Below are 13,894 nucleotides of genomic sequence, written 5' to 3'. Positions count from 1 at the left end.
TCTTCCTACAATGGAGGTGGCACCGCGGTATCGAATCGTCCTCACACAGATTTTTCTGTGTGAGGTTTTTTGTATCTCAAAGGAACCCAGTGAGACTGCAGCTCAAAGGGCCAGCGAGAGAAAAGGATCATAAACAGGATTGAAGATATAGAAAAGAGGACACAATCATGACAGAAACAAAAGGCTATTTCGGACAATTTGGTGGATCTTTCGTACCAGAACCCATTCAAAACTTGCTCAATCAATTAGAGGAAACCTTTGAACAGTATAAAAATGACCCAGAATTTATTGCAGAATACAAACATTATTTGAAAGACTATTCTGGACGCGAAACACCACTCTACTTTGCAGAAAGTTTAACAGAGCATTTAGGTGGGGCAAAAATTTATTTGAAGCGCGAAGACTTGAATCACCTAGGTTCGCACAAATTGAATAACGTCTTGGGGCAAATTCTCTTGGCTAAGCGCATGGGCAAAACACGCGTGATTGCTGAAACAGGAGCTGGTCAACACGGTGTAGCTACAGCAGCTGCGGCAGCTAAATTTGGTATGGCCTGTGATGTCTACATGGGGGCAGAAGACGTGGAGCGTCAACGTCTCAATGTCTTCCGCATGGAAATGATGGGGGCAACCGTTCATGCGGTTGAAACAGGAACCAAGACCTTGAAAGACGCCGTTGATGCTGCGTTTGGAGCATGGATGGCAGACCTCGATGCCTTTTACGTTTTGGGTTCTGCTGTTGGACCTCACCCTTACCCAACCATTGTGCATGAATTCCAAAAAGTGATCAGCGAAGAGTCTAAACGTCAAATCTTGGAAAAAGAAGGTCGTTTGCCAGACTATGTGATTGCCTGTGTTGGTGGTGGCTCCAATGCCATCGGTGCCTTTTCTGAATATGTCGCAGAAGAGGAAGTCGGTTTGGTTGGGGTAGAAGCTGCTGGTCATGGCTTGGATACCGATCAGCACGCCGCTACCATGACCAAAGGGACTGTAGGAGTTGTCGATGGCATGAAGACTTATGCTGTCTTTGGCGAAGATGGAAAAGTAGCGCCAGTTTACTCGATTTCTGCTGGTTTGGATTACCCAGGGGTTGGTCCAGAGCATGCTTTCTTTAAAGATTCTGGTCGTGTAGAATATGTAGCAGCGACAGATGATGAAGCGGTTCAAGCTCTTCTTCTTCTCAGTAAGACAGAAGGGATCCTTCCAGCCATTGAAAGCTCACACGCGATTGCAGAAGCGGTCAAACGTGCTCCACAATTGGATAAAGACAAGATCATCATCATCAACGTTTCTGGACGTGGGGATAAGGACGTGGCTGCTATTGCCGATTATTTGGAAGCAAAAGCTGCAAAATAAGAAGAACTTATCTAAAAAACATCGTATAAAGCAGTAATACGTGATAACTGAGAAAGAGACAGGGAACAAAGGGAATCCGGTCTCTTTCTTTTTTGAGGACAAAGAAGAGAATGCCTAAGATGGATGAGATCTGGATGAGAAGGAGGATCTTGGTAGAAGAAAAGCTGAGTGAGAATGTGGCGAGTAAGAGAAAATCTCCCGCCCCCATTCCAATAAAGAAAAAGTGGGCACCGATCGCAAGGAGTAAAAAGACCAGCATGAGGAGATTACTACCGGATAAAAAGAGGACTAAGGCATGGAGACAACACCAGATGGCCAAGGGGTATTCCATAAAGCGTAGGTCATAGATGGCTAAAACAGCAGATCCGAGTAACGTCAGAAGTTGAGGCAGAGAAAGAAAACCATTGGCACAGGCTAAGAAGATCAGGCCACTCCAGATCTCAAAAAGGCAGTACCAAAATGGGTAGGTCTGATGACAATAGCGACAGCGAAAACGATGCAGTAGTTGCGAGATAATGGGGATGAGATCCCAAACTCCAAGGACGTGCTGGCAGTGATCGCAATGACTGCGAGGAGTGAGAATGGATTGGTTTGGGAAGCGATCGACCACTAGTCCCAAAAAAGAGGCGAAACAAGTACCGATGGTAAAAAAATAAAAGTTGATCATACTTATTTATTCGTAAACAAATCGAAAAATGTCATCATTTACTTGAAAATCTTGTAAAGCCTTTCTAAATTTGATACAATAATGAACATGAAAAACCTGTATGATGTTCAACAATTTTTAAAACGTTTTGGAATCATCATTTACGTAGGGAAGCGCCTCTATGACATCGAATTGATGAAAATTGAGCTTCAACGTCTTTATGATGCAGGCCTGATGGAACGGCTCGATTATTTAGAAGCCGATACCGTTTTAAGAAGAGAACACAAGCAAGAATTAGAATTTTTGAAAAAGAGTGAGGTAGAGTGATGGGAAATATCATTGTTTGGTTGGTTATTTTAGGAGCGTTTGGATGGATGGCGTTTAATTATTTCCGCATCCGTAAAGCTGCTAAATTTGTGGATAATGCCACTTTTGAAGAGCTCATTCGTCAAGGGCAGTTGATTGACCTGCGAGAGCCAGCTGAGTTTCATGCTAAGCATATTTTAGGAGCACGCAACATTCCTTCTACTCAGTTGAAGTTGAGTCTTGCAGCCTTGCGCAAAGACAAACCAATTTTGCTTTATGAGAATAGCCGGAGTTCGCGTGTAACCAATGCGGCTCTCTATCTTAAGAAACAGGGCTATACAGACATTTATGTCTTGTCTTATGGTCTCGATTCTTGGAATGGGAAAGTGAAAAAAGACGCTTAATAAAAAGAGCTCTAACTGCACAAAGTGTGTGGTTAGAGCTTTTTTATCTCGTTTTTTCAAGGTAGTCTTTGACCCGTGTGAGCTCCATCTCATTCAAAGGTCGGCTTTCTCCAGGGGCTAATTGAGGATCCAAGGTGAAGGGACCAAAAGACAAGCGTTTTAAGGTCATTACTTTGACCCCAATGGCCAAAAACATCTTTTTCACTTGGTGGTATTTTCCTTCTGAGATGCGGACCTGGGCCTTGCTGTAGCTGGGGTGGCTTTCTAGAATGGTCAAGGAGGCAGGCTTGCAGATAGAGCCGTCTGTGAATGAAATCCCATTCCGAAATTGCTCGATGTGGGCTGCAGAGAGCGGACCATTGACTTCTACCTCATAGACCTTCTCCACATGGTATTGAGGATGGAGCAGTTGAAAGCCTAAGGGACCATTATCTGTGATGAGGAGCAGACCACTGGTGTCGCGATCGAGGCGACCAAGCGGATAGAGGTCTGGGTACTCTTGCTGGGGGTCCACTAGCTCGATCACCGTTGGATGGAGGGCGTCCTTTTTGGCGGTCACAGCCCCGATTGGTTTATGGAGCATGTAGTAGTGGTGACATGGTTCTTGAATGATCCGATCCCCGATTTGGATCTGTTGGAGTCCAGGGTCTATGTTTTGGGATAGCTTTTGAGCTGGTAGGTGATCGACCAAGATTTGCCTTCGGGCCAGAAGTTGTTTGATGTCTTTGCGAGCATACTGATGGTCTGCCATCAATTGGTCTAATCTCATGGGAGCCTCTTTTTCTGAAATTCTTATCATCAGTGTATCATGAAAAGAAAAGGAAATCGAGTCGGAGAAAAGAAATGAAGATGAAAACATTTACAACTAGCTGAACTGTGTTTTTTAGATAGGACTGTGGTATAATTGTTCAGTTAGAAATATTATTTAAAATTTTATAGAGGAAATCATGACAAAATTAAGAGAAGATATTCGTAACGTTGCGATCATTGCCCACGTTGACCATGGTAAAACAACCTTGGTAGACGAATTGTTGAAACAATCGCACACCTTGGATGAACGTAAAGAATTGCAAGAACGTGCAATGGACTCAAACGATCTTGAAAAAGAACGTGGGATTACCATTCTTGCTAAAAATACAGCCGTTGCTTATAACGGAACTCGAATCAATATCATGGACACACCAGGACACGCGGACTTCGGTGGAGAAGTGGAACGGATCATGAAAATGGTTGATGGGGTTGTATTGGTCGTAGATGCCTACGAAGGAACCATGCCTCAGACTCGTTTCGTATTGAAAAAAGCCTTGGAACAAGATCTTGTTCCGATCGTTGTAGTTAACAAAATCGATAAACCATCTGCTCGTCCAGAAGAAGTTGTAGACGAAGTTCTTGAACTCTTCATCGAATTGGGTGCGGATGATGACCAATTGGAATTCCCAGTTGTTTATGCATCAGCGATTAACGGAACCTCTTCACTTTCAGATGATCCAGCTGATCAAGAGCACACAATGGCACCGATCTTTGATACTATCATTGATCACATCCCAGCTCCAGTTGATAACTCAGATGAGCCTCTTCAATTCCAAGTATCCCTTCTTGACTACAATGACTTTGTAGGTCGTATCGGTATCGGACGTGTCTTCCGTGGTACTGTAAAAGTTGGGGACCAAGTAACTCTTTCTAAATTGGATGGAACGACTAAGAACTTCCGTGTTACCAAACTCTTTGGTTTCTTTGGCTTGGAACGTCGTGAAATTCAAGAAGCTAAAGCAGGTGATTTGATCGCGATCTCTGGTATGGAAGATATCTTCGTTGGAGAAACGATCACACCGACAGACGCAGTTGAAGCTCTTCCAATCCTTCACATCGATGAACCAACCCTTCAAATGACCTTCTTGGTCAACAACTCACCATTTGCTGGTCGCGAAGGGAAATGGGTGACCTCACGTAAAGTCGAAGAACGTTTGCAAGCGGAATTGCAAACAGACGTCTCTCTTCGTGTTGACCCAACTGATTCACCTGATAAATGGACAGTTTCAGGACGTGGGGAATTGCACTTGTCTATCTTGATCGAAACCATGCGTCGTGAAGGATACGAATTGCAAGTGTCTCGTCCAGAAGTTATTATCAAGGAAATTGATGGTGTCCAATGTGAACCATTTGAGCGCGTACAAATCGACACACCAGAAGAATACCAAGGTTCTGTTATTCAAAGCCTTTCTGAGCGTAAGGGTGAAATGTTGGATATGGTTGCAACAGGTAACGGTCAAACTCGTTTGGTCTTCCTTGTTCCTGCGCGTGGTTTGATTGGATACTCAACAGAGTTCTTGTCAATGACACGTGGTTACGGAATCATGAACCACACCTTTGACCAATACTTGCCAGTGATTCCAGGAGAAATCGGTGGACGTCACCGTGGTGCTCTTGTTTCAATCGATAACGGAAAAGCAACCACTTACTCTATCATGTCTATCGAAGAACGTGGTACGATCTTTGTCAATCCAGGTACAGAAGTTTACGAAGGAATGATCATTGGTGAAAACTCTCGTGAGAACGACTTGACCGTAAACATTACGAAAGCAAAACAAATGACCAACGTTCGTTCCGCTACTAAGGACCAAACAGCGGTTATCAAGACTCCTCGTATCTTGACCTTGGAAGAATCTCTTGAGTTCTTGAACGACGACGAGTACATGGAAGTAACACCTGAATCTATCCGTTTGCGGAAACAAATCTTGAACAAAGCAGAACGCGAAAAAGCAAATAAAAAGAAAAAATCAGCAGCTGCTGAATAATACGGAAAGAAAGGAGAAACAAAATGGTCTATTTTATCTTAGGGATTTTGATTCTCCTTTTTTACCTTTTTATGACCCCAAAAAGTATTCGTGGTACCTTAAACAGTGTCACAATGGTGGTCTTAATCGTCTCCATTATCGTACTGACTTGTCTCGCCATTTTTCAGATATTCCAACTACCGTCTGAGTTTTTTGTCGGTGCCTTTCTCGCCTTTGTTGGCTACCTGGCTTTGGTGGATATTTCCAAAATGACGACCAAACAGAAAAAATAAATGCTGACGTGATTTTTAAAGCCCTTTGGGCTTTTTAATTTTGTTAAAAAAAGGTAAAATAGAGAGTGATAAAAATGGAGCGAAGAAATCATGAAATTTGTGAAACAATTTGAAAATAAAAAGGTTCTTGTATTAGGTTTGGCGAAGTCAGGCGAGTCAGCTGCCCGTTTGTTGGATCACTTAGGAGCGATTGTGACCGTCAATGATGGCAAACCTTTTGAAGAAAATCCAGCAGCACAAAGTTTACTGGAAGAAGGGATTAAAGTTGTGACAGGAGGTCACCCTCTGGAATTGTTGGATGAAGACTTTGCAGTCATGGTCAAAAATCCAGGAATCCCTTATTCCAATCCAATGGTTGAAAAAGCGCTTGAAAAAGGCATTCCCATCCTCACTGAAGTGGAATTGGCCTATCTGATTTCGGATGCGCCAATTATTGGGATTACAGGATCAAACGGAAAAACGACGACAACAACCATGATCGGGGAAGTCTTGACAGCTGCAGGTCAAGGTGGTCTATTGTCTGGGAATATCGGTTTTCCAGCTAGTCAAGTTGCACAAACAGCAACAGAAAAGGACGTTCTGGTCATGGAATTGTCTTCTTTCCAATTGATGGGAATTGAAGCCTTCCATCCAGAGATTGCAGTGATTACCAACCTCATGCCGACCCATATCGACTATCATGGTTCTTTTGAAAATTATGTAGCTGCCAAATGGAATCTTCAAAAGAATATGACAGAAAAAGATGTCATTGTCTTGAACTTCAACCAAGACCTAGCCAAGGAACTCGCTACAAAAACCAAGGCAAGGGTCCTTCCATTTTCAACGGTTGAAAAAGTGGATGGGGCTTATTTGGAAGATGGACTTCTCAAGTTTAAGGGAGAAGCTGTCATGCGTGCAGATGAACTGGGCGTTCCAGGTAGTCACAATGTAGAGAATGCCTTGGCAACGATTGCTGTTGCAAAAGTCCGAGGTGTGGAGAATGAGGTCATTAAAGAAACCTTGTCGGCCTTTGGAGGAGTGAAACACCGTCTTCAATATGTGGATGAAATTCAAGGTGTCAAATTCTACAATGATAGCAAATCGACTAATATTCTAGCAACACAAAAAGCTCTTTCTGGTTTTGATAACAGCAAGGTTATCTTGATTGCAGGAGGGCTCGATCGTGGCAATGAATTTGATGAATTGGTGCCTCACATTACTGGTCTAAAGGAAATGGTGATTCTCGGGGAATCAGCTCCTCGAGTGAAACGTGCAGCCGATAAAGCGGGTGTTTCATATGTCGATGCGACAGATGTAGCAGATGCTACAAAGAAAGCCTTCGACTTGGCTAGCCCTGGAGATGTTGTGCTCTTAAGTCCTGCCAATGCCAGCTGGGATATGTATCCGAATTTTGAAGTGCGTGGGGATGAATTCCTTGCTACAGTAAAAGGGTTGAAATAAGATGAAAAAAATAATGTTTACTGGTGGGGGAACCGTGGGACATGTGACCCTTAATCTCCTCTTGATTCCAAAATTTATCGAAGATGGATGGGAAGTTCATTATATTGGGGACAAAAAAGGAATCGAATACCAAGAGATCAAAAAGTCTGGCTTAGAGGTACGATTCCATTCGATTGCAACAGGGAAATTGCGTCGCTATTTCTCTTTCCAAAATATGATGGATGTGTTCAAGGTGGCTTGGGGAACGCTCCAATCCATAGCGATTCTGCTCCGTGTGCGTCCACAAGTTCTCTTCTCAAAAGGGGGATTTGTCTCGGTGCCACCAGTGATCGCGGCTCGTCTCACTCGTGTTCCTGTCTATATCCATGAGTCCGATCTCTCGATGGGATTGGCCAATAAAATTGCTTATAAATTTGCTACCAAGATGTACACGACTTTTGAGCAAGCACATGGTTTGACAAAGAGTGAGCATATCGGTGCGGTAACCAAGGTCACAGATCATATTCCGCCGACTTCAGAAGTTTTAGAAGAAAAAACAAAAGGTTTCCGAAAAGAGTTGCCGACCCTTCTCTTTGTCGGAGGATCAGCTGGTGCGCGTGTCTTTAATGAATTTGTAACAGAGCATCAAGCAGAGCTCTTGCAGCACTACAATATCATCAATTTGACGGGCGATTCAACATTGAATCAGGCTGAGGGTGGCTTGTATCGAGTGGATTATGTAACCGATCAGTATTTGCCCATGCTCCAGAAGGCTGATTTAGTGGTGACTAGGGGTGGAGCCAATACCTTATTTGAACTCTTGGCTATGAACAAACTCCATTTGATTGTACCACTTGGAAAAGAAGCCAGCCGTGGCGATCAGATTGAAAATGCCCAATATTTTGTGGATAAAGGTTATGCAGAGCAATTGCAGGAAGATCAATTGACCCTCGAAACCTTTAATGAAACCATTCAAGAAATGTTGAAGCAAAGCCAAGTTTACCACCAAGCAATGGAAAAATCGACAGAACTCCTTTCACTAGACGATTTTTATGACCTGCTTCAAAAGGATATCAGTAAGGGAAAAGATGACGGACGACAATAAAAAAACACCAACGGATGACAAAATTACAGAATTGTCAGCCTGGCAAAAAAGAAACAAAGAATATTTAGAAAAAAAAGCGCTTGAAAAAGCGGAAGAAGCTGAGACAGAGGAAACTGAAAGCGAAGAAGCAAAAGAAGACGAAGACCTTTCAGAAAAAGAAACAGCTTCTGTCTCAGAGGAAGAATCTGAAGAAATAGAAGAGTCTGAAGAGGAAGATGAATCTGAGGCCAAAGAGGATCCAGATGCGGATGGAGAAAGTTCAGAAGGAGAAGAAGTTGATCCGGCTAAAGAGGAGCTAGATCCTTCAGAGAAACAAGAGAAAAAGCCTTCATTTTTTAAAGGCTTGAAGACGAAAAAACCAAAGAAGGAACCGACAGTGGCAAAACGCCATATCTATCGTGCCCTTCCGGTAATCGGAATCAGCTCGATTGTCGCCCTTCTCTCAATCTATTTTTTAAGTCCCTTGTCCACACAGAAAGTGATTGAATTTTCAGGGAACAAGGCGGTTGATCAGCAACTCTTGTATGAAAAAAGTCGCATCAAAGAAGAAGATTATACTCTGACGACCTTCCTTCATAAATCGGTCTATGAACAAAATATGAAAACGGCTAGTCCGTGGATCAAAGAAGTGCACATGCATTATCAATTCCCAGTGACCTTTAAAGTCAATATCGTGGAACACAAAGTGGTTGCCTATTATGTGACGGGAGAAGACCACTATCCAGTATTGGAAAATGGAGAAGTAGTGGAGACAGTAACTCCAGCTTCGGAATTGCCGTCCTCCTATATTAGCTTAAAATTCTCAGATCGAGAATTAGTTAGACAATTTGTCCAAGAAATGAAGTCTATTTCTTCGTCCATTACGGATAAAATTGTTTCGGTAGATCTGACTCCGAGCAAGGTCACCAAGGATCTGGTGACCATCACTATGAAAAACGATAATAAAATCTTGGTGCCTGTTTCCCAAATTACCCGCAAGCTTCCTTACTATAAAGCCATTAGTAAGCAATTAGACGATGATTCCACCATTGATATGGAGGCTGGAGTCTTCAGCTATAGTGAACAATCCATTGCAGATGCCAAAGAGCAAGCTGAAAAAGAAAAGGCTGAAAGTACAGAAAAGCAAGAAGAACATTCTGAGGAAGCAAGCCAAGAACAGAATCCAGAAGGAGAGAATTCTTCTGGGAATGAGTAAAGCCCATAAATTATCTCAAATAATTGAAGAAAAAATGTCCATTTTAGGCTTCTTTGTGATATAATGAAGTTTGGATAGTTCCAACTAAAAGGGCTATAAATAGATGTAAAGTGAAAACAAATAAAGAGAGAGGACTGGTGTAATGGCTAGAGACGGCTTTTTTACAGGTTTAGATATCGGTACTAGTTCAATAAAAGTATTGGTGGCAGAACATGTCAATGGAGAAATGAATGTAATTGGAGTCAGCAATGCAAAAAGTGCTGGCGTCAAAGATGGAATTATAGTAGATATCGAAGCTGCTTCAAATGCAATTAAAAATGCAATCAGCCAAGCTGAAGAAAAAGCAGGGATTTCAATCAATCTAGTCAATGTTGGGTTGCCTGCAAACTTACTACAAATCGAAGCAACTCAAGGAATGATTCCAGTCACAAGTGATTCAAAAGAAATCACAGATGCAGATGTTGAAAATGTTGTCAAATCTGCACTCACAAAAAGTATGACACCGGATCGTGAAGTAATCACCTTCATTCCTGAGGAATTCACAGTTGATGGTTTCCAAGGAATCCGCGATCCACGCGGAATGATGGGGATTCGACTTGAAATGCGTGGTCTTCTTTATACAGGACCTCGTACAATCTTGCACAATTTGCGTAAAACCGTTGAACGTGCAGGCTTACAAATTGAAAACATCATCATTTCACCGCTTGCGATGATCAAAACAGTCTTGAATGAAGGCGAACGTGAATTCGGAGCAACGGTGATCGATATGGGTGGTGGCCAAACAACGGTGGCATCTGTTCGTAGCCAAGAACTTCAATTTACAAATATCTACCAAGAAGGTGGCGATTATGTTACCAAAGATATTTCTAAAGTATTGAAAACTTCCCAAAAATTAGCAGAAGGCTTGAAGTTCAACTATGGTGAAGCCTATGTACCATCTGCTGGAAACGAAGTCTTCCATGTAGAAGTCATCGGTGAAGTAGAGCCAGTTGAAGTGACTGAGAAGTACTTGGCTGAAATCATTTCAGCACGTATCAAACACATCTTTGAGCAAATCAAGCAAGACCTTGAAAGAAGACATTTGTTGGATCTTCCTGGTGGTATTGTCATCATCGGTGGAGGTGCGATCCTTCCAGGTGTTGAAGAATTGGCTCAAGAAGTCTTTGGTGTAAATGTGAAATTGTTTGTTCCAAATCAAATTGGAATTCGCAATCCAGCTTTTGCCCATGTAATTAGCTTGTCTGAATATGCAGGCAATTTGACAGATGTGGATATTATTGCTCAAGCTGCGGTTCATGGAGACGAAGTCTTGCGTCAACAACCGATTCAATTTGATCGACCTGTGCAACCACAAGTACAACCACAACCTGCTGCTCCAGCACAACCGGTAGTACCTGCGTACAATGCTGAGAAGATTGAATCTCCAGTAGATGCTCAAGAAATTCCAGTAGCAAGCAATGATAGCAAACAAGAACCAAAAACTACATTCACAGACCGAATGAAAAATTTGATCGGTAATATGTTTGATTAAGGAGTGTAAGTATTTATGACATTTTCATTTGACACAGCAGCGGCACAAGGTGCAGTAATTAAAGTAATCGGTGTCGGTGGCGGTGGCGGTAACGCCATCAATCGTATGATTGACGAAGGCGTTGCCGGTGTAGAATTCATCGCAGCTAATACAGATGTTCAAGCACTTTCAAGTGCAAAAGCTGAAACAGTTATCCAATTGGGTCCAAAATTGACTCGTGGATTGGGTGCTGGAGGTCAACCTGAAGTTGGTCGCAAGGCAGCTGAAGAAAGCGAAGAAGTGTTAACAGAAGCTTTGCAAGGTGCAGACATGGTCTTCATCACTGCAGGGATGGGTGGAGGATCTGGTACAGGTGCTGCACCAGTCATCGCTCGTATTGCTAAAGCAGTTGGTGCTTTGACAGTAGCAGTTGTTACTCGTCCATTCGGGTTTGAAGGTTCAAAACGTGGGAACTTTGCTATTGAAGGGATTAATGAACTTCGCGAACATGTAGATACATTGTTGATTATTTCTAATAACAACTTGCTTGAAATTGTGGACAAGAAGACACCGCTTCTTGAAGCGTTGAGTGAAGCTGACAACGTTCTTCGTCAAGGTGTTCAAGGGATCACTGACTTGATCACAAGTCCTGGATTGATCAACCTTGACTTTGCAGACGTGAAGACTGTTATGGAAAACAAAGGAAATGCCCTCATGGGTATTGGTGTTGGTAGCGGTGAAGAACGCGTTATCGAAGCAGCTCGTAAAGCTATCTACTCACCACTCCTTGAAACAACCATTGACGGTGCTGAAGACGTGATCGTCAACGTAACAGGTGGTTTGGATATGACTTTGATCGAAGCTGAAGAAGCTTCAGAAATTGTGAACCAAGCTGCAGGTCACGGAGTGAACATCTGGTTGGGTACATCTATTGATGAATCTCTTAAAGATGAAATCCGCGTGACGGTTGTTGCAACCGGTGTCCGTCAAGACAAGGTAGAACGCGTCAGCGGAATTGCTTCCTCACAACGTCCTTATAAAACAGGACCACGTGAACAACGCCCACAAACGGCACCATTTGACCGTGAATTTGATTTGAAACAAGATGTTGAATTGCCAACAACTCCAAGTCGTCCAGCGGTAGAACCAAACCGTGGCTCAGCTTTTGGTGATTGGGATATTCGCCGTGAGAATATCGTTCGCCAAACTGAACCAACATCAACACATCAAGTTGATCGTTATGTAGATTCATCTTCAGATGATGATGAATTGGAAACACCACCATTCTTCCGGAATCGTTAATCATGAATCTGGAACAGAATGCTGATCTTGTACGGCAACAAGTAGAAACAGCAAGAAACAAAGCTAACCGCCAAGATCAAGTTAATGTGATAGCTGTCACCAAGTATGTAGATGTTGCAACAACAGAAGCACTGGTGAAAACAGGTATCCAACATATCGGTGAAAATCGTGTTGATAAATTCCTAGAAAAGTATCAAGCTCTAAAAGAGTATGACCTCACTTGGCACTTGATTGGGAGCCTCCAACGGCGAAAAGTAAAAGACGTGATCAATCTCGTCGATTACTTTCATGCCTTGGATTCGGTGAAGCTAGCTCAAGAAATTCAAAAGCGAGCAGAACACCCGATCAAGTGTTTCCTCCAAGTGAACATTTCTGGTGAAGAAAGTAAGCATGGATTTGCACCCGATGAACTGGATGATGTTTTAGCGGAAATCGCACAGCTGGACAAAATTGAAATTGTTGGTTTAATGACGATGGCTCCTTTTGAGGCTAGTCAAGAAGAGTTGCAGGATATTTTTTCAAAAACTCACCAACTTCAGAAACAACTAGAAAAGAAACAATTAAAAAATATGCCTTTTTCAGAACTAAGTATGGGTATGAGTCGTGACTTTGAAGTAGCCATTGCGAACGGTGCGACTTATGTTAGAATTGGGACATCATTTTTTAAATAGGAAAGAACTATGTCATTAAAAGATAAATTTAACAACTTTATTGACTACTTCACAGAAGACGGTGAAGAAGTAGAAGTTCGCGAGGCAAAAGCAGCTGGTGCGGAAACACAACCAGTTCCACAGCCACAGCCGACTCCTCAAGTGACTTCTCCACGTCCACAGATTAGTCAAAAAGAACCGGTAAAACCAAAACCAAAACCGACTCCTGTCGCACCTGTTACAACTCCTGTATCTACAGCAGCTGTGAAGGAATCTGTGTCTACAACGAAAAATACATCTGAAAATATCACTCGCTTGCATGAACGTCAACGTGAATTGGCTGCTAATCGTGCGAATACAGATGAAAAGATTACCATTGATGTACGCTATCCCCGTAAATACGAGGAAGCGACTGAAATTGTCGATCTATTACTATCTAATGAGAGTATCTTGATTGACTTCCAATATATGACAGAGGTACAAGCCCGTCGTTGTTTGGATTATTTGGATGGGGCTCGTTATGTTTTGGCAGGAAATCTTCGCCGTGTTGCAAGCACCATGTACTTGTTGACTCCAATTAATGTAGTCGTTAATGTGGAAGATATTCGCCTTCCAAATGATGTGGAAGTGACAGAATTCGACTATGATATGAAACGTAATCGCTAAGATGATTATCTTTCAATATCTTTCAAATATCATTCAAATCTATTCCATCATTCTTGTCATCTATGCCTTACTTTCTTGGTTCCCTGGGGCACCTCAGAGTACTCTTGGACAAATGGTTCACCGCCTAGTTGAACCATTTTTGAGCCTTTTTAGAAAGTTACCTTTGCAGGTTGGAGGCTTGGATTTTACGGTTCTTGTAGCACTTTTGGTCTTGAACCTAATGAATCAGCTATTAGCCCGGTTGTTTCTATTTTTGATTGGTTAGAATA

Annotated in this window: 15 protein-coding genes and 1 other annotated feature (1 of these 16 cut by a window edge); of the genes, 13 read left to right on the top strand and 2 right to left on the bottom strand. The window is 42.5% G+C overall.

Translation table 11 applies throughout. From position 1 onward, the window contains the following. Nucleotides 1–46, top strand: a binding site (T-box leader) (it extends 190 nt beyond the left edge of the window). Between the two features lie 121 nt (nt 47–167). After that, nucleotides 168–1,355 (top strand): tryptophan synthase subunit beta, encoded by a 1,188-nt coding sequence (gene trpB, locus GMC92_RS09245; RefSeq protein ID WP_023917437.1) that lies wholly within the window; start codon nt 168–170, stop codon nt 1,353–1,355. Nucleotides 1,356–1,362: 7 nt separating this feature from the next. Here the strand turns inward: trpB and GMC92_RS09240 are convergent, their stop codons facing one another. Beyond that, on the bottom strand, nt 1,363–2,022 hold the full coding sequence (locus GMC92_RS09240; protein ID WP_023917439.1) for a prepilin peptidase: 660 nt from the start codon (nt 2,020–2,022) through the stop codon (nt 1,363–1,365). An 87-nt stretch (nt 2,023–2,109) separates the two neighbouring features. Between GMC92_RS09240 and GMC92_RS09235 the strand changes: the two genes are divergently transcribed. Both GMC92_RS09235 and GMC92_RS09230 read left to right on the top strand, forming a co-directional pair. Continuing rightward, on the top strand, nt 2,110–2,328 hold the full coding sequence (locus GMC92_RS09235; RefSeq protein ID WP_003017930.1) for a YqgQ family protein: 219 nt from the start codon (nt 2,110–2,112) through the stop codon (nt 2,326–2,328). Beyond that, nucleotides 2,328–2,711, top strand: coding sequence for a rhodanese-like domain-containing protein (locus GMC92_RS09230; RefSeq protein ID WP_031575916.1), 384 nt, complete (start codon nt 2,328–2,330; stop codon nt 2,709–2,711). Before GMC92_RS09235 ends, GMC92_RS09230 begins: the two co-directional genes overlap by 1 nt. Before the next feature lie 43 nt (nt 2,712–2,754). On the opposite strand, the gene GMC92_RS09225 is transcribed toward GMC92_RS09230, so the two are convergent. After that, entirely contained in the window at nt 2,755–3,480 is a 726-nt protein-coding gene (locus GMC92_RS09225) for a 16S rRNA pseudouridine(516) synthase (protein WP_155200237.1), read from the bottom strand. 178 nt (nt 3,481–3,658) lie between these two features. On the opposite strand from GMC92_RS09225, the gene typA reads away from it, so the two are divergent. The 10 genes from typA to GMC92_RS09175 all read left to right on the top strand — a co-directional run bounded on the left by typA (nt 3,659) and on the right by GMC92_RS09175 (nt 13,890). Next, the gene (gene typA / locus GMC92_RS09220; protein ID WP_049474409.1) at nt 3,659–5,506 is read left to right on the top strand and encodes a translational GTPase TypA; all 1,848 of its coding nucleotides are present in this window, start codon (nt 3,659–3,661) and stop codon (nt 5,504–5,506) included. A 23-nt stretch (nt 5,507–5,529) separates the two neighbouring features. Continuing rightward, on the top strand, nt 5,530–5,778 hold the full coding sequence (locus tag GMC92_RS09215; RefSeq protein WP_004219693.1) for a DUF3165 family protein: 249 nt from the start codon (nt 5,530–5,532) through the stop codon (nt 5,776–5,778). 90 nt (nt 5,779–5,868) lie between these two features. Further along, nucleotides 5,869–7,218: a UDP-N-acetylmuramoyl-L-alanine--D-glutamate ligase gene (gene murD / locus GMC92_RS09210; RefSeq protein WP_155200236.1), complete on the top strand. Its 1,350-nt coding sequence runs from the start codon at nt 5,869–5,871 to the stop codon at nt 7,216–7,218. A 1-nt stretch (nt 7,219) separates the two neighbouring features. Next, nucleotides 7,220–8,302 (top strand): UDP-N-acetylglucosamine--N-acetylmuramyl-(pentapeptide) pyrophosphoryl-undecaprenol N-acetylglucosamine transferase, encoded by a 1,083-nt coding sequence (locus GMC92_RS09205; RefSeq protein WP_155200235.1) that lies wholly within the window; start codon nt 7,220–7,222, stop codon nt 8,300–8,302. Then, nucleotides 8,286–9,497 carry a cell division protein FtsQ/DivIB gene (locus GMC92_RS09200; RefSeq protein WP_155200234.1) on the top strand — a complete coding sequence of 404 codons (1,212 nt, stop codon included), beginning with the start codon at nt 8,286–8,288 and terminating at the stop codon, nt 9,495–9,497. The genes GMC92_RS09205 and GMC92_RS09200 overlap by 17 nt, the downstream gene beginning before the upstream one ends. A 142-nt stretch (nt 9,498–9,639) precedes the next feature. Then, nucleotides 9,640–11,028: a cell division protein FtsA gene (ftsA, locus tag GMC92_RS09195; RefSeq protein ID WP_155200233.1), complete on the top strand. Its 1,389-nt coding sequence runs from the start codon at nt 9,640–9,642 to the stop codon at nt 11,026–11,028. 15 nt (nt 11,029–11,043) lie between these two features. Beyond that, nucleotides 11,044–12,309, top strand: coding sequence for a cell division protein FtsZ (gene ftsZ, locus GMC92_RS09190; RefSeq protein WP_049474213.1), 1,266 nt, complete (start codon nt 11,044–11,046; stop codon nt 12,307–12,309). A gap of 2 nt (nt 12,310–12,311) precedes the next feature. Beyond that, nucleotides 12,312–12,980 carry a YggS family pyridoxal phosphate-dependent enzyme gene (locus GMC92_RS09185; protein ID WP_155200232.1) on the top strand — a complete coding sequence of 223 codons (669 nt, stop codon included), beginning with the start codon at nt 12,312–12,314 and terminating at the stop codon, nt 12,978–12,980. A gap of 9 nt (nt 12,981–12,989) precedes the next feature. Continuing rightward, complete coding sequence (locus GMC92_RS09180) at nt 12,990–13,625, top strand: cell division protein SepF (RefSeq protein ID WP_049483056.1); 636 nt, start codon at nt 12,990–12,992, stop codon at nt 13,623–13,625. A gap of 1 nt (nt 13,626) precedes the next feature. Next, nucleotides 13,627–13,890, top strand: a complete 264-nt coding sequence (locus GMC92_RS09175; RefSeq protein ID WP_024055397.1) for a YggT family protein — start codon at nt 13,627–13,629, stop codon at nt 13,888–13,890. Nucleotides 13,891–13,894: the final 4 nt, after the last annotated feature.

Origin of the sequence: Streptococcus parasanguinis (assembly GCF_009717775.1) — a bacterium.
Lineage (GTDB): Bacteria > Bacillota > Bacilli > Lactobacillales > Streptococcaceae > Streptococcus > Streptococcus parasanguinis_AG.
Note: the sequence above shows the minus strand (reverse complement) of the source record. Positions and strands in the feature narration are given on the sequence as shown.